Origin of the sequence: Candidatus Tisiphia endosymbiont of Mystacides longicornis (genome assembly GCF_964031095.1) — a bacterium.
Lineage (GTDB): Bacteria > Pseudomonadota > Alphaproteobacteria > Rickettsiales > Rickettsiaceae > Tisiphia.
The window spans coordinates 1,667,202-1,691,164 of record NZ_OZ035004.1 but is presented as its reverse complement, the minus strand read 5'-3'; the positions used below and the strand labels follow the sequence as shown (position 1 = coordinate 1,691,164).

Genomic DNA, 23,963 nt, shown 5'->3' with positions numbered 1-23,963 from the left:
ACTATGCAAATACCATCGATTACTATTGAGCAAGTAGCTCAGCAATTTAAAGCTTGGCGTCAAACTAAAACTAATAAGTTTGATCCTATACCAAACCATCTAAAGGAATTAGTTCACCAATTACTCCATCATTATTCTTACCAAGAGATAGCTAAACATCTTAATATTAATAAAGCAACAATTAGTTCAACTAAAAAAGCCCATGAACCTACCATCAAAACTTCTTCTGTCTCAACTTCAAATCAATCCCTACAACAAAATATTAATTTTCTCCCATTTCAACTAGTAAATTCTATAGATACCGATCCTGTAGCTGCTCCCAAGCAAAATCACTATACTTGTCACATTATTAAACCAAATGGTACCAAGCTTATTATCCAAACACTAGAGCCAAAAACTATAATTCAGACATTTTTATGCTGCAACTAACCCCGGCGTCAGTTATTTTTGTTGCCACTATTGCCATCGATTTTCGCAAGGGTATCGATGGCTTAATCGCTGTTTGTAGACAAAAACTTTCTTCTGACCCTCTTAATGGTTCCTTGTTTTTATTCTATAATAAAAACAGAACTGCCATTAAAATTTTGTCCTTTGACGGTCAAGGCTTTTGGCTATGCTCTAAACGCCTATCCAAAGGTAAATTTACGGCAAAACTTTTCCCATCTGATAATTCATCTTACCAAATTTGTTATAGAACCTTACACATTCTTATTCATAATGGCGATCCTAGTTCTGCCAAATTCTCTAATGATTGGCTTCCTGTCGTTTAAGCTGCTGTCTCGATTAATTCCGTATTATTCATATATCTTGCATAGGCAAAAGGCGTATAATCCTCAGGATGCTTCTTTGCTTTGCTACTATGCTCTTGTAGCCAATTTAAATATTTAAAGGCATTGATCTCGTTCTCACTACAAGTCTTTACTATACTATACAGACCACTATGTATCTCAGCACTATTGATTGTTTTAAAGAATAATGAATTCTTCCTTTGTAAAATAATGGTACGCAGTGATCTCTCAGCCCAATTATTATCAAGATTGCTAACTGGGATTTTTAAAAATTGGGTCAAACCTTCTTTATTATTTATCCAATATTTCATAGCTTGTCCAAGCCTACTATTAGGCTCAACTTTCTTGTCGTTAAATAATTCGTCTATTTTGTTATATATGTTTTCTATATATTTACTGCTATGTTCCTGATGATACCCAAGTTTCTCTTCAGGACTCATCTCTTTACATTGATGTTCATTGTGGTAAATCCCACGTGTTTGTTTGAGAAAATATCCGCATTCTTCAGGGTAATATAGTTCATTTTCTGTAAATTTTCTCTGACCATGTGACAAACAATTGATCATCACTATTATTGCCAGTAATTCTTTATCTGCTTCTGATAATACCGGGTTATTATTGTTACTTGCGTCAGTCATTAATTGGATAGAATCTGTTCTATTCTTACGATTCTTTAGTACGTTACCTATATTTTCTCCACCATGCCTATTACCGGTAAAATATAAAACTATTACCTCATTATTTGCAGTCTTAGCACATATTGTAGTAGTATAACAGCTGCGTCCTTTCTTATTTTGAGTACGTAATTTTTTATTGGCTATAGTAATTTCTAAAATCCTAGCTCTAGTATCATCAAGGTTCAGTGAACTACATTCGGCAGCCATTTCCAATAATACCCCGTAAATTTCAGCTCCACCACCTTCTTGCCAAACATCTAAATATTGTTGCCAGAGCGAGCTGTATGCTATAGGAACCCCGCTTAAACTCTGTAGCCTAGATAAACGGTAGAAAGGAGTACCATAGGTCTTTTGTAACACTATTGCACTTCTGCTACTATTTGTCCATTTGTTGATATTTTTATTGTTCATAACTGTATAATCGCAAGCATTACAGCGTAACGTTTTCTTTACATATCTGTTGACTGTAATTGGAGCATTACCTGTAAATTGTAGCAATTTTCTAGCTTCACTATTATATAGTTTGCCATTATAGCAGTGAGGACAGCTATCACCACTACAAAAATTCTCAGGAGTTAAATAGCTGGTATTCGCATCCTTATAATCATCAAACCCATATTTACCTTGCCAATTACTACGATCTATCTTTTTGGGCTTATCGCACTCTCCTTCATTACCACCATTCCCGTTATCAGATTCACCTGGCGGTTCTTTTAATGAATCTGAACTATCTTTTTTTTGTGATCTGCCTTAAAACCAATCAGCATTTCCTTAAGCTTATTTATACTGATATTTGATGATGCTAGCTTGTCTATTAGCTCGTTACAAAATTTCACAAGCTCTACTATCGTTTGCTGTTCATCTCCCGTTAATGAACTTTCCTTGACATGCTGTATTAGTTCTTCTCGTTCTTCAGCACTTAAGGTCGCTACTTTTGGTTTTTTCATTTGATTAATTATCATTATTATTAATATTTCAAATATTATAATATGACTGCTACTTTTTCAACTAGTTTTTTTATTAATCTGTTTTTTATTAATCGGTGATATTTGCATAGTAGAAATCCAAATTTATACAATAAATTCATACTAGCAAAGAAATTAGATAGTGTTACGCAGTTTTGCTGCAAGTATACCTTCAACTACAACTGCAACTGCATCTTTAATAGGCGGAGTTGCTGGTAATGGCTTTGTTGTTGCTGAAGGCGTACCATATATAGGATTATATTTATTTTGCTCTTCATTTCCTAAGGTTTGTTGGCATGCTTCTAAAGGTTTTCTCGTGTAAACAATCACCCTGCCTTGAGGTATATCATTTGGCATATCTGTCGTAGTTGTATCGTTATCATCTTCAGTACAAAGACATGCCATAATAGCTGCAAAACCAACAAAGCCAGTAACGCAAATACCGACAAATGTTCCCAATAAAGCTTTTAGTAGTGGCGTTGTTTCTACCTTAGAAGCAGTGTGGCTCTCAGGAATAGGCTCTTCATTAGTATGAGTAGAATTTTTTTCTGTAACATTAGTATGAGTAGAATCTTTTTCTGTAATAGTAAAGCCCCTCTCTGTAGTAGTAGATTTGTTATCAATATTTTCTCTATTCTCTTTTACTGCATAGAAGATTTTTTTTAATAGATAATCCTCTATATAGTTATGATATAGCGTCAGTTCATTAATGTTAGAGCATTTTTTAAGATATGGTAATATATCTTTTATTATCTCTTCGCCCTTTATCCAGTTGAAGTCTAGATTCAGTGTATTAACATTAGTCCCTGCTAATGCGTCCAACAAATGTAGTGTTCCCTCTCCTTTTAAGAGGTTTCCATGTAAAGAAAGGTGAGTAATCTTAGTACCTGCAACTGCTTTCCCAATCTCTGATGCTCCTTCAGATGTTATTTCATTATATAGTATCCCTAATTTTTTAATATTAGTACCCTCAAGAGCGTTTATAAGTTCTATTGCTCCTTGGTTTCCCATACCGTTACTCTCAAAATGCAACTCATACCAATTTAGCATCAAACCAATAATATTACTAGTATAACTTAAAAGGATATCGAGCAGTTATATTGTTAATTAGATGGTGGTTTGGTATCAGTAATTTGAGGGTTTTTTTCAAGCATTTTTTTAAGAGATGTTAGGTTTGTATACTTTATGGGGGTACGGTTCACAAATAATTTAGTAACAGCTGGATTCTCTGTAATTTTTTTGCTAATATTTTGTATATTTAACTTAGGAGAGTGAATAAACAGCTCGTTTCCTTCTGCTACGTGGTCATCTTCTGCTGAATCTACTGAACTTTTTGTTACATGGTCATTTTTTGCTGAATCTGCTGAACGTTTTACCTTTTGGGGTAATTTAGAACTTTGTTCTTTGGATAATGGGTTATTAGCAGCGTAAGCAACTAAATGGAGAATATTGTTAGGCAAAGTAGATTGGTGACCTATCTTGGATACAGCATTGGGATTATTTGCTGATGAAATACCATTAAGCAAACTGTTAAAAGCAGCAACAAAACCCCCCAAAACCAATCCTACTGTTCCTGTAGGAGAATTAAAACGCCCACCATCTATAGGCTCTACCCTAAATTCTGGGTTTTTTTCAAAAAAGCCAGGAGGAAGCTCTGTACTAAGAATTTCCTGCAAGTCCTGCTTTTGAGCTTCATTAAGAGGTGTATTATTATTGTATGTAACTTTTTTACTCATTACTTTTTCTCCTTTATTTATATTACAAATTGTTGAAAATGCTGTAGTCAATTAACCTGAATTAGTGCCAAATAAGCACCCATCGGGCTGTCTATTAGCGAGGAGGCGTGAGCCTACGAAGCAATACATTTTAATCGTTTTTTTGGGTTGCTTTGTTGCCACTAAAGTGGCTTCTCGTAATGATGCTGAGGCTAAATACTAATCGGATTTATAACGTTGCCAATTCAAGTTAATTCACTATATTAGGTAAAATAATACTGATATTTTAATATTTAGCAACTTTTATGTAATATATTTTGTTCCGTAACATTAAAATACAATAGATTTTTTGTAATATAATCTGGAAATATATAGTCAATTCAAGAGAATTTGGGGCTAGGAACGATGGAGCGACGCCTATAAGTAATAGGCAAGCGACAATGTCCCCAACTTCTCATCAATTGACTATAGTTGCTCATTTGGCTATAGATACGCTGTAAAGATGAGAGATAAATAGAAAAATTATAGTCAATTTTATGTCATCCCTGCTTCGGTGTGGGGTCTAGTACAACTGTTGAAAGTTAGAAGAGGAAGCGGTTTTAGACCGGATAGTTTAAAAGTCGTATGTGGTCAACGTCATTGCGAGAAAGACCGTAGGTCGACGAAGCAATCCATAAAAGTAACCAAAAATGGATTGCCACGACCACTACGTGGTCTCGCAATGACAGAAAAGCTATCTAAAACCGCTTCCTTTGTGGCTCTATTTTTTTATTTTCTTTGTTGACAAATTCACTCGTCCATATATGACAATAGTGGGTGGGAATGGCAAATTACTTCTTATGTCGTCCCTAAGAAATTACAGAACTATAGTCAATTGATGAGATGGAGATAATTTATATTTTAAATATGTTCCTAAAATTTTGCTTTGCTTTCTGATTGTGATTTTTGTTTCCTGGCTATATATATTCCACTTGAGATTATTATTATTGCTCCAACAATTGAGAAAATATCTGGTATTTCTTGCCAAATAACTATTGTTAAAATTAAAGAGAACAAAACACTGCTATAAGCTAAAATACTTATTTCAGTAACTAAACCAATTTTTAATCCTTTATTTAATAATATTTGGTGTAAAAGCATCAACAGAGCATTGATTGATAGCATGATCCAATCCTTTGAAGATACTTGTGTTATAGCAAAATTCATTAAAAAAGGTAACATACTAAGAGAAGCTATCCCAAAATAATATATTAATACTCTATCTGAATTCTCTATTTTCAACAAACTTTTTGTTGATATGAGAGTTAGTGCCATAAATATTCCACTAAATAATCCAAAAATTGCTCCCAAATTTATAATTTCTCTTGATGGTTTTAATATTAATAAGCACCCAATAAAGCCAATTATCGCTAAAAATAATAGTTCTTTGTTAATAGATTTATCAATAAAAATGCCAGTTATTAGTAACACCCAAAGTGGAGAAAGATTTGTAAGTATACTGACATTGAAAAGAGACAAGTAATTTGCTGATAAAAACACACAATACCAATATGCTGTACCTAATAATCCCCTGCTAATTAATGCCCAATAATGTTGCGACACTATTAATCTACCATGAGACTTTATAACTTTTGGTAAAAAATAGATAGTACAAAGAAAAAATTGGGAAAATACCACTAAAGAAACAGGAGTACTGCTATCAAGAGATTTTACTATACTAGCTTTTATTGCCCCAAGTCCAAATGCACTTAAAATATATAATGTTGCTTTCATATGGTTAAATCGCTAAGGTTTGTCTAGTACTACAGTTGTAGATTAAATGTGAGTGTTCACGGAAAAAAGGTTAAAGTATAAGATGTCATTGCGAGGAGAGCGTAGGTCGACGAAGCAATCATAAAACTAACCAAAAATGGATTGCTACGCCACCTACGGTAGCTCGCAATGACGATTTTTCTACTTTATTTATATGTCATTGCGAGGAGGTCGCTAGACCGACGAAGCAATCCAGAGAAGTGATTAGAAATGGCTTGCTTCGTCGACCTTACGGACTCCTCGCAGTGACGCTTGGCGATCAGATTTTTTTATTCATCACAAAAAAATAGCAAAAAAATTGTGAACGCTCACATCTAAACTATAATTGTAATACAGAATTATGGTTTAAATAAATTACCTAGACCACTACGCATTAGGCTTTTGGGGTTCATATTGCTTGCCTTTTTCATAAAACCACTTATTTGCTTAAATTGTTTCAATAGATTATTGACTTTCTGAACTGATGTTCCTGAGCCTTCAGCAATACGCTTTCGACGTGAGGCATTCAGCAAATCTGGTTTTCTTCGTTCTTTTTTGGTCATTGACAAAATTATTGCTTCTTGGTGGTCTATTAATTTGCTACTTAATTTCGATTGATCGACCTTATCGATAATTTTATTAATGCCAGGTAACATATTTATCATACTGCTCAATCCACCTAGTTTTTTTATACTCCTCATTTGCGTTAGGTAATCTTCCAAGTCAAATTTACCTTTTTTTAGTCTAGCAGCTGCTTTTTCCGCCTCTTCCTGATCTATTAGGCTACTTGCTTTTTCAACAAAGGAAATAATATCTCCCATATCTAATATTCTCGAGGCGATACGTTCTGGATCAAATAACTCTAAATCTGCCAATTTTTCACCAGTACTTAGGAACTTAATAGGCTTATTGGTAACATGCTTAATACTCAAAGCCGCTCCACCTTTAGCATCACCATCAATACGAGATAAAATCACCCCGGTAATTCCTAGTTGTTGGTCAAAATTGCTAGCTATAAGTACTGAATCTTGCCCTGTCATTGCATCAACCACCAGAATTATTTCCTTTGGCTTTACTAAATTTTTTATATTTACCGCTTCTTGCATCATTTGATCATCGATTTGCAACCTACCTGCCGTATCATAAATAACGACATCATAGGCGGCTAATTTTGATTCGTGCAAGGCTCTTTTAGTAATATCGATAGGATTATGGTTGGGGATAATAGTTAAACTATCTACCTCTATCGATTTACCAAGGATGGTTAGCTGCTCCTGAGCAGCAGGACGATAAGTATCAAGAGAAACTAACAACACCTTTTTATTCTGATTTTTTAGCCTAAGTGCTAATTTAGCACTGGCAGTAGTCTTCCCACTTCCTTGCAGCCCAACCATCAAAATATTTACCGGAGGGGCAGATTTAAGTTGTAATACACTCTCCTCTGGAGAAGAGGATAATATATTAATTAACTCATTATGGATAATTTTTACTATCATCTGCCCTGGAGAGACTGATTTTATCACCTCCTGCCCCATAGCTTTTAACTTTACTTCAGCAATAAAGTCCTTAACTACCGGTAGTGCCACATCTGCTTCAAGAAGGGCAATCCTAATATCACGCATAGTATCGTTTATTTGGGCTTCAGATAAAGTGCCGCTTCTTTTGATACGATCAAAGATTTTTGTTAGATTTTGAGTTAATGTTTGGAACATAAAATTTAATAAGTTACTTTAATTTTATCATTCTAGCATATTTACTAAGAAGCACTAAGCATATTAGCAAAAAAAATATTATAGTCAATTGATGTCATTATTAATTTTCAAAAAATACTTTACACGTAAAACAAAATATTGTCTTATATAAAATGTATCGTACATTTGTTAAATTTTTATAAGGTAAATTTTATGGGCAAATCCACTACAGAACTCAATAGAGTTATCAAAGCTCTAAAAGCAGGAGAAAATATTGAGAAGATAGATTTGTATAAGAATAAGATAGGCAATAAGCAAATTGGGTTACTGGTACAAGCCTTATTGGAAAACAATACTGTAAAATGTATAAATTTAGATTGCAACGAAATAGGTGATAAAGGCGCTATGTTAATAGCCAAACTATTAGAAGGCAATAAATTTATAGATAGAATCTATTTACATCATAACAAGATAAGCAATAAAGGTACAAAATGTTTAATACAAGCTTTAGAAAATAACGACCGTATATTGAGCCTTGACTTGTCCGGAAACAAAAAGATAGGGCTTGGTCTACAACAAGATGTAATGAAGCTATTACATAGAAATATATTAAAAACTGTAGAAACATTACCCTATCAGAATGAACAAGTAGATCAGGCAAAAGAAGATAGTGTATGGCTATGGTTAATGAAAAAAAATACCCCTTCCATTTCCTCTGCAATGCAAACACAGTCGCTAGACAAAAAACTACCGCCTATTGTGCAAAAGTTAAAAGAAATGCAGCAGCAATTAGGAGGGATTATAGAAGAAATAGAAGCACTCTTACAACCCCCCGCCTTACAAGAGCAAATTTCTCAAAATGCATCGTTATTAGGTAATATAAGCCTAATAGTTCATTCAGATTCAACAGATTCTGTTAACGTTGTTTGACTTAGATAGTCACCTACGCGGGAATGATAACTTATGGATATACGGTCTTTCTCGCAATGACACCAAGCTATTTTCTATGTGACTTTTAAACGCCATGCGTAAGATGAGAAAATATATATAAAACATTTATCAAAAGGACACAATTTCAAATTTTAGCGTTATTAGTTGATTATTTGTCCATTCTAACATATAGTCAATTGATGAGAAGTTGGGGACGTTGTCACTCGTCGCTCGCCTATTACTTATAGGCGTCGCTCCATCGTTCCTAGCCCCAAATTCTCCTGAATTAACTATAATATCCTGGTATCACTAAGAGTTTTACGATTTTTTATTTATAAAATTTTATTTTATGCACAATACTGATATTATAATAATTGGAGCAGGACCAGTTGGGTTATTTGCTATTTTCCAAGCTGGGATGCTTGGTATGCGTTGCCATGTTGTTGACTCACAGGAAATAATAGGCGGGCAATGTAGCATACTATATCCAGAAAAGCCGATATATGACATACCAGCCTACCCTAAAATTATGGCAGAACAGTTGATAGAACAATTGGCATTACAAGCTAATCCGTTTAATCCGGTTTATCATCTCAATCAGCAAGTTATACAATTGAAAAAAGCAGATGACTATTTCCAAATCACCACTTCTAAAAATGTCACAATAGCTGCTAAAGTTATTATTATTGCTGCTGGCTGTGGTTCTTTTGGACCTAACAGACCTCCACTAGTTGGTATAGAAGCATTTGAAGGAAAATCAGTATTTTATTTTATCAATAACCGCAATAGTTTGGCTAACCAAGAAATCGTCATAGCTGGTGGCGGAGATTCGGCTGTAGATTGGGCAATATCACTCTGCGAAATTGCTAAAAAAATATATTTAGTACATCGGCGTGAGAAATTTCGAGCAGCTCCTGAAACTATAAGGCAACTCAAAGAATTAGCCGATAATGGTAAAATTGAGTTGGTAATTAATTATCAACTAGACCATTTAGTAGGAAAAGATGGCATCTTAGAAGCCGTTGGAGTAAAGGATTTCGAAGGAAATATTCGTACCTTACCGGCAAATATATTACTGCCATTTTTTGGACTTACCCAAGAACTTGGTCCGATAAAAAATTGGGGATTACATGTTAAAACAAATCATATAATTGTCGAGCCTGGTTATTTTGAAACAAATATTCCAGGTATCTATGCAATTGGTGATATTGCTAGTTATCCAGCAAAATTAAAATTAATTCTTAGTGGTTTTGCAGAAGCAGCCAGTAGTTTACATCATGCCTATAGTAGGGTATTTGAAGGTAAAGCCTTACATTTTGAATATTCGACTACCAAAGGACTGCATAAATAGGCTACGCAACTTTTATAGTAAATTGATGGGAAGTTGGTGACTTTGTCGCTCAATGCTTGCCTATTAATTATAGGCGTCGCTCCATCGTTCCTGCTACCCAATTCCCCACAACTGTTGAAAGTTGGAAGAGGAAGCAGTTTTAGACCAGGTAGTTTAAAGTCATATGTGGTCAACGTCTATTAGCGAGGAAGACCGTAGGTCGACGAAGCAATCCACAAAATTAACTAAAAATGGATTGCCACGACCTACTTGCGTGGTCTCGCTAATAGCGAAAAAGCTATCTAAAATCCGCTCCACCTTCTAACTTTCAACAGTTGTGTCCAATTCCCCTGAATTGACTATATATACACATTAAATAAGTCACAATTAATAAAAATTCATAAATTTCTTACAAACTATTTAAAACCTTCTTGACTCTATAATTATAGTACAATATCCTAAAAATTCCATATAATCCCAAATTATCCCAAATATGACCAAATCTAATTATGGAATAATTTATACAGGGTATGGTTATATGGCTAATTTGATTTGTATTTAATCGGATAATGTCTTTCATTCCCGCGTAGGCGGGAATCTAGACCCCGCACTGAAGCAGGCGTGGCACTAAGGCAAGCAGGGATGACACTACCAATTATTGGAAGGTAAATAGGTAAATGAATATTTTTTTGTCAAAATATATAAATAATCTTGATAAGAAAGGTAGGGTTTCGGTACCTGCTAGCTATAGAGCAGCTTTGTCTAGCCAGTCATTTAATGGGGTTATTGTCTATCCGTCTTTTAGAAATAAGTGTATTGAAGCGTGTAGTTTAAAGAGGCTTGAGGAGTTAAGCCAAATGATTCAAACCTTAGACCCATATTCTGAGGAACGAGATGCTTTTGAAACAATCATTCTTGGCGAGGCTATCCAACTTGCGTTTGATGGTGAAGGTAGGGTGATTTTGCCTAAATCTTTAATAGAGCATTCTGACATATCAGAACAGGTTTGTTTTGTAGGAAAGGGATTAGTCTTTGAAATTTGGCAGCCGCAAAATTTTGAGACCTATCTTTCTTCAGCTCGGCAAATTGCCCAAAATAACCGTTTAACTCTTAAGAATATTAATAAGGAAATATGATACAAGAGTCCTCTCATACAGCTGTTATGTTAAATGAAGTTAAGGAAGTCTTGTGTCCTAAAGATGGTGGAATTTATCTGGATTGCACTTTTGGTTTTGGTGGTTATAGTCGAATGATACTCGATTCTTGTAATTGTCAATTAGTGGCAATTGATCGTGATCCAAATGTTATAACTTACGCCAATCAGTTGATAAAAGATTATCCTGGTAGAGTGAGATTTATTCAAACAGGGTTTGCTGAAAGCTTTTCAGAATTAGGTTCATTGAAATTTGACGGCATAGTTATGGATTTAGGGGTTTCTTCTATGCAGATTGATTCTGGCGATAGGGGATTTTCCTTTACTCATGATGGTCCACTCGATATGAGAATGAGTGGAGTAGGGCAGAGTGCTGCAGATTTTATAAATAATGCTGATGAACAAGAAATAGCTGATGTGATTTATAAATATGGCGATGAGTCTTATTCTCGAAGAATCGCTAAAAGAATTGTAGAACATAGGAGGTTAGAGCCTATTACCAATACAGCCAGGTTTGCTCATATTGTTCGTAGTAGTATAGGCTTTCGAAAAGGTAAGATAGATACTGCTACCAAGAGTTTTCAAGCAATTCGCATTTACATTAATGATGAATTGGATCAATTAGAAAGATTTCTAAGTAATAGCAAAAATATTCTATCAGCAAATGGTCGCCTAGTAATTGTCTCATTTCACTCATTAGAAGACCGAATTGTTAAGAATTTTTTTAAAGCAAATTCTGCTAAGTTAGTTGCCAGGTCTAAATATGCGGCAAAGGTTTTTACTAAAGAAAATTCTAAGGAATGGCTTAAGATTATTACAAAGAAGCCATTATGTCCATCGTCTAGAGAAATTGCACTTAATCCAAGAGCAAGGTCTGCAAAGTTAAGGGCTGGACAGAAAATAGAGGGTGCTACATATGGCGGTTAGAATATTTAGTTATATAGCTGTCTGTACTATAATTTTTTCCATTTATGGGTTATTTAGAGTAAAAGATAAGGTTATTATCTTACATTATCAGCTTGGAGAGGTTTCAAAACAACTGATTGATGAGAGTAATAGAATTCACGTGTTAAAAGTCGAACAATCATACCTTACTTCTCCAGCTAGACTAAGAAAATTATCATCACTTTATTTACAATTAGATACTGTTAAAGTTAAGCAAATGATTAGTGATCCTTTAATGCCTGAAAGTAAGAAATATGCCAAGTCTCATGAAGTGAGTGGTTCATATTTTAATAAAACCAATGTTAAGTGGCGTTATAAAACAACTGCTAATAGTAAATACATAAAAACTGTTTCAACTAAAAAATCAGAGTATATTCGATGAAAGGTACTCTTTTTGCCTATGAATACGCCATTGTAAGGAGGCGTAAGCCGATGAGGCAATCTAATGAGTGTGGATTGCCACGACCATTTCATGGTCTCGCAATGACGGAAGGACTTCTTACCCACTGGTCATTGCGAGGAGGTACTTTAGTACCGACGAAGCAATCCAGGAAAGTGATTAGGAATGGATTGCTTTGTTCGAGTTTCGTGGTTCATCGCAATGACGCGAGTAGGTTATGAGTAATAATATAGTTTTATTAGCATTGATAAAAAATACTATAACTAAAATGAAAAGAAGTTTTAGTAATATTATTTTATGGGATATTTGTGCTGACAATACCAAAATCAGATTATTCATAGTTAGCTTTTGTTTTGCTGTGTTTTTTTGTGGGTTGTCATACCGCTTAATAATCGTTGCGACTAATGGTTATGTTAAGCCAGAATATCAAGTAAAGAGTAGTAACTTTAGAAAAGAGATAGTAGACCGCAATGGTAATTTATTAGCAGTTAACTTACCCTCTTCCTCATTATTTGTTAATCCACAAAAAGTAATCAACCCAGAGCAATCTTTAGAAAGATTATCTAAAATCTTGCCTGAGATTGATAAAACGAAATTACTTGCAGAACTAAAGGGTAATAAAAGTTTTGTATGGGTAAAAAGGGATTTATTGCCAAAAGAGCAAGAGGCGGTGTTAAATTTGGCAATGCCAGGCTTTAGTTTTGAACAAGAACAAAAGAGGATATATACTTTCTCCAATTTATTATCACATGTTATAGGATATGTGGGTAGGGATTTGGCTGGTCTTGCTGGGCTGGAAAGGAGTTATGACAAATTTTTAACTAATTCAGATTTTGACTTAGCACAGCCAGAACAGCTTAAAAAACCACTTGAATTATCTATAGATGTAAGATTACAGAATATCCTAAATGAAGAAATAGATAAGACATTAAAGGAATTTAGTGCAATAGGAGCGGTAGGGATAATTGCCAATCCTAATAATGGTGAAATTCTAGCTCTGATTAGTAAACCTGATTTCAATCCACATTATCCGAGTAGTGCAAAGCCAGAAGAGTTATTTAATATGGCAAGTCTTGGTATTTATGAGATGGGGTCGGTATTTAAAACCTTAACTATGGCTGTAGGTTTTGATACTGATGCTATAGCAATGAACGATGCTTATGATATTAGCTATATGAAGGTAGGGGCGTTTAATGTAAAAGATTATCACCCAAGGCATGGGTGGCATAGTGTTCCAGAAATTTTTCTGCATTCATCAAATATTGGGGTTAGCCAAATTATGTTAGAAGTTGGCAAAAATGATTTCAAAAAATACTTAAAAAGATTAGGGTTACTAGATCAGCTTAAAATTGAATTGCCAGAGAGAGGCACCCCTTTGTTTCCATCCGATAAGAGATGGAGTGATTTAACGAGTGTTGTAATGTCATATGGTTATGGTATTTCAATTAGTCCTTTACACTTTATACAAGCAGTATTGCCGGTAGTGAATGGTGGGACATTATATGATTTGACTCTAATCAAAAGACAAGATGAACCTCTTGTTGGCACAAAGGTTTTTAGTGAAAAAACCTCTAAGCAAATGAGTGAATTATTTCGTTTTGTGGTAAAAGAAGGCACCGGACGTAGAGCTGATGTAAAAGGATATCTTGTTGGTGGGAAGACTGGTACGGCTGAGAAATTAACGGCAGATGGGCATGGCAAAAGAAGGTATCTTAAGAATAGCAGAATGTCATCATTTTTAGGTGTATTACCAGCTTCTAATCCACAATATGTTATTTTTATAATGTTTGATGAGCCAAAAGGAACAAAGGAGTCCTTTGGTTTTGCTACTGCCGGCTGGACTGCTGCTCCTACCGTTGGGAGAGTCCTTGAGCGAATGGTGTCACTATATGGAATAGAGCCGATTGAAAAAGGCGAGGAATTGTGATTATTAACAAATAGTGAACATACGCTATGTCTCCCATAAGCGTCAATTTAAGAAAACAATAATTAAAAAATCGTCATTGCTAGGGGGTCGCCAAACCGACGAAGCAATCCGTTTTTGTGTTACCCCTGCGTAAGCAGGGGTTTAGATTTCTGCCTACGCGGGAATGACATGGTAAAAAAGTCATTGCGAGAAGGCATTAGCCGACGAAGCAATCCAGGAAAGTAATTAGAAATAGATTGCTTCGATCATTACTGGTTTTGCAATGACCTCATTGCAAAAGAACATATGTGAGCGTGCTAATCCATTTCTAATCAGCTTTTGGATTTACTATCTTGAATAAAGTTCAATTACTAAATGTACTTCTGGCTCAAAAGGATATGGAACATCAGAAATTACTGGAATTCTGACGAACTTACCAGACAATGAATGAGCATCAAAAGTTAAATAACCTGGTACAGTATTTTCTTGTTTGCTAGCTGTTTCGAGTATTACAGGAATTTGTTTTGCTGATTCCTTTAGCTCGATGACATCGCCTTCTTTTAATCGCATGCTTGGGATATCAGCCTTTTTGCCATTTACCTTAATATGACCATGGGTGACAAATTGTCTTGCAGCAAAAATCGTTGGGGCAATATTCATTCTGTAGATAACAGCGTCAAGCCTTCTCTCTAATAGACCTATAAAATTTTCACCAGTATTACCTTTCATTTTTTGTGCAAGAGCAAAGGTGTTTCTGAATTGTTTTTCATTAATCCGACCATAATGACATTTAAGCTTTTGTTTAGCTTTTAAGTGCACACCATAATCAGAAGTTTTAACCATACTATTCTGACCATGTTGACCAGGACGGTAATTTCTTGTATTGAAGGCATCTTTGCTGTCGCCCCATAGGCTTACACCGAGTCTTCGACTTGCCTTATATTTAGAACTAATAATTTTTGTCACGCTCTATAAATCTCATAATTTTGACATTATTAACATATACATTGAAATTCATCAAGTATATATTAAAATATATATATTTTAACAACTAAAGTCAACCCTCATTTCTTGAAATATCAAAAGTTATTTGTTCAACAACAGATAATCCTCAAGATTGATTATTTGGGCTGACTTAATATCTATATTGGAGTGGGAAGTAAGCAAAATAATTCCACCATTATTGGCTTTTGAAATAATCAAGTTATATAGTAATTCTTTATTCTCTTGATCTAGGTTTGCTTCTACTTCATCCAATAACCATAAGTTTGATTGGCAAGCAATGAGCTTTGCTAAGGCAACCTTTTTTTGGTTGCCAGCAGAGAGCCTGTAACATTTCTCATGCAAAATATTATATAACTTGAAATAATATACCGAAGATTCTAATGTTTCAAGGGAATCATAAATTATCGACCAAAATCTTAGATATTCTAATACAGTTATTTGAGATTTTAGCCCAAGATTATGTCCAATATAATTACAATAAGGTTTTTTTAAATGTTTGCAGTTCAATGAGCTATATAAAATATTTCCACTTGTTGGATTTTGTATATTAGCAACAATTCTAAGTAATGAAGTCTTTCCACAGCCATTAGCTCCTTGTAAATAAACTATAGAAGATGGTAAGCAAGTCACGCTGATATTAGTGAAGATACTTCTTTGGTCTATAATAAGAGTGACTTGCTCAAATGACAACATTTATTCTAGATGATCATCTATAGGAGTCTTAGCCATAAGGTCTACTGTATTATCTTCATTGTTAACATTATCTTTAATTTTGAAAAAATCAAGTTCTTTCATATCTAAGACTTGTTCTTCTGGCGAGTTATAAAAATACTTTTTGAGAATGTGTAACGCAACCGTAATCGTCATGATTATCAATGAAGAAGCTGCTGTAATAAGAATCTTCCCAGTTGTAGTAAGGGTCTCTTCAGTTGTAGTAGAAGCCTTTTCAGTTGTAGTAAGGGTCTCTTCAGTTGTAGTAGAAACCTTTTCGGTTGTGGTAAGAGCCTCAGTTGTAGTAGAAGCTTTTTCAGTTGTAGTAGAAGCCTTTTCAGTTGTAGTAGAAGCCTTTTCAGTTGTAGTAGAAGCCTTTTCAGTTGTAGTAGAAGCCTTTTCAGTTGTAGTAGAAGCTTTTTCAGTTGTGGTAGAAGCCTTTTCAGTTGTGGTAAGGATATCTTCAGTTGTAGTCGGAGCCTTCCCAGTTGTAGTAAGAGTCTCAGTTGTAGTAGAAGCCTTTTCAGTTGTAGTAAGAGGCTTCTTAGTTGTAGTAGAAACCTTAGTTGTAGTAAGAGCCTTAGTTGTAGTAGAAGTCTTCTTAGATAAATTAATAGGAGTATCATCAATTGTGTTTAAAGAGATATCTTCTTCCCCATAGTTTTGCGAAGAATTGTCCAAAAAGTAATCTGAGCTAATAGAGAAATTACCTAGATCATAATCATAAGGGCTAGGGCTAGTTTGTTGTGTAGTAGGAAAGGTCCCAACGTTACGTAGTACGGCTGTTGCAGCACATAAAGATGTTACAACAGAACCAGGAGATAAAAATTTCATAAAAATTGTTTCCTATTTTGAATATTTAATTTAACAGTGTAATTAAAATTAAAATAAATTTTTTCTTAGAAGTCAAGCTTTAATTTCAATTTTTCCTGTAAAAAGTGAATAAAAACCGTTAAAATTTTTACTTGAAAAGCTTAGTGTTAGATATTTTATTGTGTATAATAATTCGAATCGACTTTAATTATTTAGAGTTCCTGCATAACTCCATTTAACTATCTCTGATTTATGCAGGAGGTTTAATATTTTTACTGCTCTGGCATATCTATTGTTGTTGTTGCTGTGTCTCCTACCACCTCTGTATCCGATGGATTGGTTTTTATTGTTGTAAAAAATTCTATATTAAGATGCTCGTCATTAGTAAAGCTTTTATTAATGTGTTCAGCAGGCTTTTTATCTATTTTTAGTGAATCTTTTGTTCCACCAGATTGAGTATCTTCTGTCTGTATTTTCTGCAATTTGTCAAAACACTTTTTATAAACAACACGAGTACCGTAAACCAAAATACTAAAAAAACCTAACGCAAAGAATGAACCTAAAGTTATAAGTGCATCTTTCATCCACCATTCTTGATTTGTAGTATTTTGATTGGGAGGAGTGTAGCTGCAATTATTTATATATGGATTTGTCATAAAATTTGTTTCCTATTTAAGAATATTAATTGATATTAGTTGTAACAAGATAGTTAACATCAACTATCTAAATTGATAAAATAGGTTTTTTGTATATAAGTCAAGGTAATTCAAAGTTGTTTATAAAAAATAAATTGTCATTCCCGCGTAGGCGGGAATCTAGACCCCTGCTTACGCATAAGCGTTAGTTTAAGAAAACAATAATTGAGAAACCGTCATTGCGAGAAAGACCGTAGGTCGTGGCAATCCATAAAAGTAACCAAAGATGGATTGCCACGACCTACTTGCGTGGTCTCGCAATGACAGAAAACCTATCTAAAACCCGCTTTACCTTCTAACTTTCAACAGTTGTGGAGTTTTACCCAGATCATTGCGAGGGGCTATAAAGAGCCTTAGTAGATATAGTATCGGTTTTTGTTTTTTTAGTGACTTATACCTATGCTGCTGCTGAATTTAAATCTGAATCTAAATTTCCAGTTCCTGCCAGTGGAACTAATAAATCTTGTATCCCATCTGTATAATCGTTATCATTAATTGGGATGATTTGATCTACTAGCTTCAATAAACTCGGCTCATAACAATTTTTAAGTTCTACGTCTAATTCCTCTTTTGTTTTATTTTTATTATAACATTGTTTTAGTTTATGGAGAGCGTATACAATAACTGCAGTGGTAACTACCGCTGCAGCTGTTTCAGCTATAGGTGCAACTACTTTGTTCCACAACCATCCTTGATCTTCAGCGGAAGGGGTAGTTTGGTCTTGTGGTGCTGTTGGTGTAGAAGATTCTACCTGAGTAGTGTTTTTTGCTATAGCTTCTGTAATTAAAGAGGCAATAAATGCTTCGGTAATTTCTTCCGGTGGGGTAGAAGCTTCTGTAATTAAAGAGGTAAGAGAGGTTTCAGTAATTTTTTCCGGCGTAGTAGAAGTTGTTGTGCTAGAAGCTTCAGAGGTGGAAGAAGATGGTTCAGTAGTAGTGGTTTTTACTAATTCTCTTAATAAATTATTCCTATTTATAGCCAATTGGTTATTCGGTTGTTCCTTAAGAGCAAGCTCGATCTCTGTTATAGCCTCTGTAAGTTTATTACTTCGATAAAGATTAGTAGATTTCTTATAGTGAGAATAAAACGGGGTTAATGGTTCATTGCAGCTAAGTACCTCTGAACCGTGTTTAATCTCATATCCCCAACCATAGTTAGGGGTATCATATGTATAATCCATCTGTACTTTCCCCCCACTGATAGCTTTTGGTTCTGCAAGACCTATATTGTATTCCCACCAATGTTTTGCTACCCATGGTGTTAATTGGGAATTCTCTCTATGTATGCAAGGTTCCCCACTACACCTAGTATTGATAGTATCCTTACTTCCTCTATTCCAGCTACTTCTATACAATCCAACAAAAAAGCAATTTTCATTGTCTAAATCCACGAAGCTGCTAATTGGTATATCTCCTGCAGCCCGAGCACTCCTATGATGAACTACATTAGAATTCTCTGTATCAAAATTATCTGCGTTAGAGTTATCTGGAGTATTAAATGTAACATGGCGGTATGCATGGGCAGCATGTGATGTTGCTAACAAAGTAGCAAAGAAGATATGTCCTTTAGGAATAGATGAAAAAGCATTAGCAACAGTAGTAACCCAGCTATTATCTGGATTAGAATTATCTGGATTAGAATGGTCAGTAACAAATCCAAAATTTTTGGCTGCCTCTAGTTGTTTTCCTTCTAGGGCTTCTTTGCCGTATTCTGCCATAGTTTCTGCCAGATGAAGGAATTGTAATGTAGTAGATAAATTTGCAAAGTTCTTATCATCATCATAATATTGGCTATTTAAGCACTCAGGATCTTCTGAATCACGATAATAATCAATCAGTATTGTTTTTGACATAAAAATTTATTTCCTATTTAATAATATTGGTTAATATTTTTTTTAACAAGATAGTTAATATAAACTATCGAAATTGATAAAATAGCTTTTTCATAAAGAAGTCAAGATTTAATTTTAAAATTGTTTGATAAAAATAAAATAGTGAAATCTGGTTTTTTTGCCATTCTTGCTTCTCCTTGTCATTCTCGCCCACTATTGTCATTCCTGCGTAGGCGGGAATCTAGACCCCTGCTTACGCATAAGCGTTAGTTTAAGAAAACAATAATTGAGAAATCGTCATTGCGAGTAAGACCTTAGGTCGACGAAGCAATCCATAAAAGTAACCAAAAATGGATTGCCACGCCACCTACGGTGGCTCGCAATGACGAAAAAGTGATCTAAAACCCGTTCTACCTTCTAACTTTCAACAGTTGTGGTATAGCATTCTACGCAGGGATGATATAAAATATAAATATTTTTCAAATTAAATTGCATGAAAAGCTTAGTGTTAGGTATTTTTAGTGTATACTCAAAATGGAAGTTAATGGTTATAGCTATCCCGAATAGTATTACTTAGTCATTGCGAGGAGCCACTTTAGTGGCAACGAAGCAATCCAGGAAAGTGATTAGAAATGGATTGCCACGCTCACATACGTTCGCTCGCAATGACAGCATAATACTAGTCGAGTTAGCTATAAAACAAATTTGGAGTGGTTAGTATGAATTATGATTATCTTAAAGAAATATCTGTTGGAGAGGATGTTTATAAAATTTTTGATATAAATAAGGCGGCAAGTGATATTGGGCTTGAGTTAAAGCGTTTACCTTATAGTTTAAGGATATTATTTGAAAATGTTCTGCGTCTAACTGGTAGCCAAGAGAAGTTGTTGCTATTTAAAGAATGGCTTAAAGCAAGGAAATCCGAGGCTGAGATACCATTTATGCCAGCTAGGGTACTGATGCAGGATTTTACTGGTGTTCCGGCTATTGTTGATTTAGCTGCTATGCGTGATGCTATGAAAAAACTAGGGAAGAATCCATTAAAGATTAATCCTTTGATACCTGTTGATCTGGTAATAGATCATTCGGTACAAGTCGATTATTATGGAACAAGTGAAGCTTTTGATAAAAATGTTACAATGGAAGTAGCTCGGAATATAGAGCGTTATGAGTTTTTAAAATGGGGGCAGGAAGTATTTGATAATTTTAAAGTAGTACCCCCGGGAACAGGTATTTGTCATCAGGTTAATTTGGAATATTTAGCTAATGTTGTGTGGACTAAACAACAAGAAGGGGGAACTTTTGCTTATCCGGATACATTGGTTGGTACAGATAGTCATACTACGATGATTAATGGTCTGGCAGTTCTTGGTTGGGGAGTAGGGGGGATTGAAGCTGAGGCGGCAATGCTTGGTCAGCCTCTATCAATGATTATACCTGAGGTAATTGGCTTTAAATTGACTGGCTCTTTAAATGGGATGATTACCGCTACAGATTTGGTGCTAACCATTACCCAAATGTTAAGGAAGAAAAATGTCGTTGGCAAATTTGTCGAATTTTATGGAGATGGATTGGACTTTTTAACATTGGCAGATAGGGCAACTATTTCAAATATGGCTCCTGAATATGGTGCTACTTGTGGCTTCTTTCCAATTGACAATGAGACTATCAAATATCTTAACTTGACGGCTAGAGAGCCAAATCGCATAAAATTAGTAGAGCAATATGCTAAGCTACAGTCATTATGGTACGAATCGACAATTATTCCAGAATATACTGAGACATTAGAGTTGGATTTATCTACTATCGAAGCTTCTTTAGCAGGACCAAGACGTCCGCAAGATCGAGTTAACCTAAGAAATGCCGCTAGTAATTTTAACAGTGAACTAGCTTCTTTAACCAAAGGTGATGTTAATATTGATAAAAAATACCCTGTGACTGATGAATATGCAATTAGTCATGGTGATGTCGTAATAGCGGCAATTACTAGCTGTACCAATACTTCCAATCCTAATGTAATGGTTGCTGCTGGCTTGCTGGCTAAAAAAGCAGTAGAACTTGGATTAGTGAAAAAGCCATGGGTTAAGACCTCATTGGCTCCTGGTTCAAAAATAGTGACAGAATATCTGAAGAAAAGTGGGCTTGATCAATATCTCAATGATTTAGGTTTTAATCTTGTTGGCTATGGTTGTACTACATGTATCGGTAATTCTGGGTCACTGTTGCCGGAAATAGAAGAGACTATTACCAAAAACAATCTGGTTGTTGCTTCGGTATTATCTGGTAACAGAAATTTTGAGGGTAGGGTACATCCTCTAACCATAGCTAGTTATCTTGCCTCTCCGCCGCTAGTTATTGCTTATGCTATCACCGGTACTATCAACATTAATCTTGAGACGGATGTGATAGGAAAAAGTTGTGATGGTAAGGATGTTTATCTTAAGGATATTTGGCCTACTCAACATTCGATACAGAAAATAATTGAGGAATCTATTGACTGTAAAATGTTTAAGGAGAAATATAGTGATATATTCTTAGGTGATAAGGAATGGCAAAATATTAAGGTAACTAAAAGTGATACTTATAATTGGAATAAAAATAGCACTTATATCAATAATCCACCTTATTTTGAAGGTATCGAGCATATATCGAGTGAATTGGAGGATATAGAATCTGCTAGGATATTAGCCATCTTTGGCAATTCTATTACTACTGATCATATATCGCCAGCCGGAAATATTAGTAAAACAAGCCCTGCTGCTAAATATTTAACCGAGCAGGGTATTTTACCAGCAGATTTTAACTCTTATGGATCACGGCGTGGCAATCATCAAGTAATGATGCGTGGGACTTTTGCCAATAATAGAATTAAAAATGCTATGTGTCCTGGAATTGATGGGGGGATAACGATCAATCAACGGAATGGTCAACAAATGAGTATTTATGACGCTTCTCAGGATTATAAGGCTCATTCTATCCCTTTAGTAATTTTTGCAGGTAAAGAATATGGCTCTGGTTCGTCGAGAGATTGGGCAGCAAAAGGTACTAGTTTACTAGGAGTAAAAGCGGTAATTGCTGAAAGTTTTGAAAGAATTCATCGGTCAAATTTAGTTGGTATGGGTGTGTTACCGCTTGTACTCACTTCTACTACGGTAAGTGATTTAAAACTTGATGGTTCTGAATATATTGCAATTACCGGCTTAAGTAATAAAGTAGAGCCTTATGCACAACTTCGTTGTATTATAAGTAGAAAAAATGGTATAGTTGAAACTTTTGAAGTAATATTACAAGTTTTTACAGAAAATGAGATAGATTATATCAAATATGGTAGTATAATGCACTTAGTTGTTAAGAATTTTGGTTTTCTTGGCAATGATGGCGGTTTATGATGAATAAATACTACTAGTTAGCTATAAATTTAAAGGGGGTTTTATGCAAGTATCAGTATCAGGTCAACATATTTCTATTGGCAATTCTTTGCAAGATTATGTAAAAAGCCGTACTACGCAAGTAGCAGCAAAGTACTTTTCTACTATAATTAATGCAAACGTACATTTCTCTAAACAAGGATTTCAACTGGTTTGCGATATTGTAGTGAATGATGGTACCGGCAGACATATAATATTGAAAGGTAATGCTGCTTCAGATGACATATATTCAGCATTTGATGCTGCTCTTTCTCGACTTGAAAAGCAGCTTAGAAAGTACAAATCTAAACTCAAAGATCGTCATGATAGAATTAAAATATCCGAAGCGGCACCTAAAGCAGTCAAGTATATTATCACGCCCCATGAACATGAAGACGAAGATAATGTACCAGCCTCTGATAATCCTGTAATTATCGCAGAAAAATCTGTAGAAATATTAATTTTATTAGTAAGTGAAGCCGTTATGAAAATGGATCTTGAAAACCTGCCTGCTTTAATGTTTCAAAATAGTAATACTAATCGTATTAATATAGTTTATTACCGTCGAGATGGCAATATATCTTGGATAGATTCAAAATAGACTAATTTAAATTTATTCAGTAAATTTAGGCTGGGTAATTAAAAGTCGTATGTGGTCAACGTCTATAGTCAATTGATGAGAAGTTGGTGGCGTCGTCACACTCCATCACTCCTGCTACCCAATTCTCTTGAATTGGCTATATCCGTCATTGCGAGGAAGACCGTAGGTCGACGAAGCAATCCATAAAAGTAACCAAAAATGGATTGCTTCGTTGACCTTACGGTCTCCTCGCAATGACGCTTGGTGATCAGGTTTTTTTATTCATCACAAAAAAATAGCAAAAAAATCGTGAATGCTCACATCTAAACTACAACTGTAGTACTAGGAAACCAATAAAATAAATAACCACCATAATATTATTCTTTTTTTAATTGTTTATTTGCTAAATTGAGTAATTTTTGATCAAAAGAAAGAATGGGTAAATCTGTAGTAACTGCTTTAGCTAGAAGAATACAATCAACTATATGCAAATTATATTTTAAATAATAATCTAAAGCTAATAAAAAATAGTTCTTATCACTTTGAATTCCTTTATAAGTTAGCATCTCAGATAAGGTTAAAGTTATTTTATCCCTGGGAACTTTGTATACTTGCAGCAAAACTGCATAA

At 34.7% G+C, this 23,963-nt stretch carries 22 protein-coding genes; 10 read left to right on the top strand and 12 right to left on the bottom strand.

The window, feature by feature from the left end:
- The first annotated feature begins 3 nt into the window (after positions 1 to 3).
- Both ACQH6S_RS08620 and tnpB read left to right on the top strand, forming a co-directional pair.
- Positions 4 to 429, top strand: a complete 426-nt coding sequence (locus ACQH6S_RS08620) for a hypothetical protein (protein ID WP_341758053.1) — start codon at positions 4 to 6, stop codon at positions 427 to 429.
- Positions 417 to 770, top strand: coding sequence for an IS66 family insertion sequence element accessory protein TnpB (tnpB, locus tag ACQH6S_RS08615; RefSeq protein WP_341752109.1), 354 nt, complete (start codon positions 417 to 419; stop codon positions 768 to 770). The genes ACQH6S_RS08620 and tnpB overlap by 13 nt, the downstream gene beginning before the upstream one ends.
- Here the strand turns inward: tnpB and ACQH6S_RS08610 are convergent.
- The 6 genes from ACQH6S_RS08610 to ffh form a co-directional block, all read right to left on the bottom strand.
- The gene (locus ACQH6S_RS08610; RefSeq protein ID WP_425364395.1) at positions 767 to 1,876 is read right to left on the bottom strand and encodes an IS66 family transposase; all 1,110 of its coding nucleotides are present in this window, start codon (positions 1,874 to 1,876) and stop codon (positions 767 to 769) included. The two genes, tnpB and ACQH6S_RS08610, sit on opposite strands and share 4 nt — an antisense overlap.
- 302 nt (positions 1,877 to 2,178) lie before the next feature.
- Positions 2,179 to 2,427, bottom strand: coding sequence for a hypothetical protein (locus tag ACQH6S_RS08605; protein WP_341758049.1), 249 nt, complete (start codon positions 2,425 to 2,427; stop codon positions 2,179 to 2,181).
- A gap of 138 nt (positions 2,428 to 2,565) precedes the next feature.
- Entirely contained in the window at positions 2,566 to 3,480 is a 915-nt protein-coding gene (locus tag ACQH6S_RS08600) for a hypothetical protein (protein WP_425364532.1), read from the bottom strand.
- Between the two features lie 53 nt (positions 3,481 to 3,533).
- On the bottom strand, positions 3,534 to 4,217 hold the full coding sequence (locus tag ACQH6S_RS08595) for a hypothetical protein (protein ID WP_425364531.1): 684 nt from the start codon (positions 4,215 to 4,217) through the stop codon (positions 3,534 to 3,536).
- An 840-nt stretch (positions 4,218 to 5,057) separates the two neighbouring features.
- Positions 5,058 to 5,918: a DMT family transporter gene (locus tag ACQH6S_RS08590; RefSeq protein ID WP_425360155.1), complete on the bottom strand. Its 861-nt coding sequence runs from the start codon at positions 5,916 to 5,918 to the stop codon at positions 5,058 to 5,060.
- Between the two features lie 377 nt (positions 5,919 to 6,295).
- Positions 6,296 to 7,648, bottom strand: coding sequence for a signal recognition particle protein (gene ffh, locus ACQH6S_RS08585; RefSeq protein WP_425360156.1), 1,353 nt, complete (start codon positions 7,646 to 7,648; stop codon positions 6,296 to 6,298).
- 192 nt (positions 7,649 to 7,840) lie between these two features.
- On the opposite strand from ffh, the gene ACQH6S_RS08580 reads away from it, so the two are divergent.
- From ACQH6S_RS08580 to ACQH6S_RS08555, 6 genes are all read left to right on the top strand, one after another.
- Positions 7,841 to 8,557 (top strand): hypothetical protein, encoded by a 717-nt coding sequence (locus ACQH6S_RS08580; protein ID WP_425360157.1) that lies wholly within the window; start codon positions 7,841 to 7,843, stop codon positions 8,555 to 8,557.
- 349 nt (positions 8,558 to 8,906) lie between these two features.
- Entirely contained in the window at positions 8,907 to 9,908 is a 1,002-nt protein-coding gene (locus ACQH6S_RS08575; protein ID WP_425360158.1) for an NAD(P)/FAD-dependent oxidoreductase, read from the top strand.
- A gap of 656 nt (positions 9,909 to 10,564) precedes the next feature.
- On the top strand, positions 10,565 to 11,023 hold the full coding sequence (mraZ, locus tag ACQH6S_RS08570) for a division/cell wall cluster transcriptional repressor MraZ (RefSeq protein WP_094649792.1): 459 nt from the start codon (positions 10,565 to 10,567) through the stop codon (positions 11,021 to 11,023).
- Positions 11,020 to 11,967 (top strand): 16S rRNA (cytosine(1402)-N(4))-methyltransferase RsmH, encoded by a 948-nt coding sequence (gene rsmH, locus ACQH6S_RS08565; RefSeq protein ID WP_425364530.1) that lies wholly within the window; start codon positions 11,020 to 11,022, stop codon positions 11,965 to 11,967. Before mraZ ends, rsmH begins: the two co-directional genes overlap by 4 nt.
- The gene (gene ftsL, locus ACQH6S_RS08560; protein WP_425360159.1) at positions 11,957 to 12,367 is read left to right on the top strand and encodes a cell division protein FtsL; all 411 of its coding nucleotides are present in this window, start codon (positions 11,957 to 11,959) and stop codon (positions 12,365 to 12,367) included. Before rsmH ends, ftsL begins: the two co-directional genes overlap by 11 nt.
- Positions 12,368 to 12,653: 286 nt before the next feature.
- Entirely contained in the window at positions 12,654 to 14,312 is a 1,659-nt protein-coding gene (locus tag ACQH6S_RS08555) for a penicillin-binding protein 2 (RefSeq protein WP_341749410.1), read from the top strand.
- Between the two features lie 327 nt (positions 14,313 to 14,639).
- Here the strand turns inward: ACQH6S_RS08555 and rpsD are convergent, their stop codons facing one another.
- The 5 genes from rpsD to ACQH6S_RS08530 form a co-directional block, all read right to left on the bottom strand.
- A complete protein-coding gene (gene rpsD, locus ACQH6S_RS08550) occupies positions 14,640 to 15,257 on the bottom strand; it encodes a 30S ribosomal protein S4 (protein ID WP_094649724.1) in 618 nt (205 codons plus the stop codon).
- Between the two features lie 120 nt (positions 15,258 to 15,377).
- The gene (gene ccmA / locus ACQH6S_RS08545; RefSeq protein WP_425360160.1) at positions 15,378 to 15,989 is read right to left on the bottom strand and encodes a heme ABC exporter ATP-binding protein CcmA; all 612 of its coding nucleotides are present in this window, start codon (positions 15,987 to 15,989) and stop codon (positions 15,378 to 15,380) included.
- Positions 15,990 to 16,841 (bottom strand): hypothetical protein, encoded by an 852-nt coding sequence (locus ACQH6S_RS08540; RefSeq protein ID WP_425364529.1) that lies wholly within the window; start codon positions 16,839 to 16,841, stop codon positions 15,990 to 15,992.
- A gap of 251 nt (positions 16,842 to 17,092) precedes the next feature.
- The gene (locus ACQH6S_RS08535; protein WP_425360162.1) at positions 17,093 to 17,476 is read right to left on the bottom strand and encodes a hypothetical protein; all 384 of its coding nucleotides are present in this window, start codon (positions 17,474 to 17,476) and stop codon (positions 17,093 to 17,095) included.
- A gap of 436 nt (positions 17,477 to 17,912) precedes the next feature.
- A complete protein-coding gene (locus tag ACQH6S_RS08530; protein ID WP_425360163.1) occupies positions 17,913 to 19,367 on the bottom strand; it encodes a hypothetical protein in 1,455 nt (484 codons plus the stop codon).
- Between the two features lie 698 nt (positions 19,368 to 20,065).
- On the opposite strand from ACQH6S_RS08530, the gene acnA reads away from it, so the two are divergent.
- Positions 20,066 to 22,735, top strand: a complete 2,670-nt coding sequence (gene acnA, locus ACQH6S_RS08525) for an aconitate hydratase AcnA (RefSeq protein WP_425360164.1) — start codon at positions 20,066 to 20,068, stop codon at positions 22,733 to 22,735.
- A gap of 43 nt (positions 22,736 to 22,778) precedes the next feature.
- Entirely contained in the window at positions 22,779 to 23,354 is a 576-nt protein-coding gene (hpf, locus tag ACQH6S_RS08520; protein WP_425364528.1) for a ribosome hibernation-promoting factor, HPF/YfiA family, read from the top strand.
- 356 nt (positions 23,355 to 23,710) lie between these two features.
- Here the strand turns inward: hpf and ACQH6S_RS08515 are convergent, their stop codons facing one another.
- On the bottom strand, positions 23,711 to 23,953 hold the full coding sequence (locus tag ACQH6S_RS08515) for a PIN domain-containing protein (RefSeq protein WP_425364527.1): 243 nt from the start codon (positions 23,951 to 23,953) through the stop codon (positions 23,711 to 23,713).
- Positions 23,954 to 23,963 lie beyond the last annotated feature (10 nt).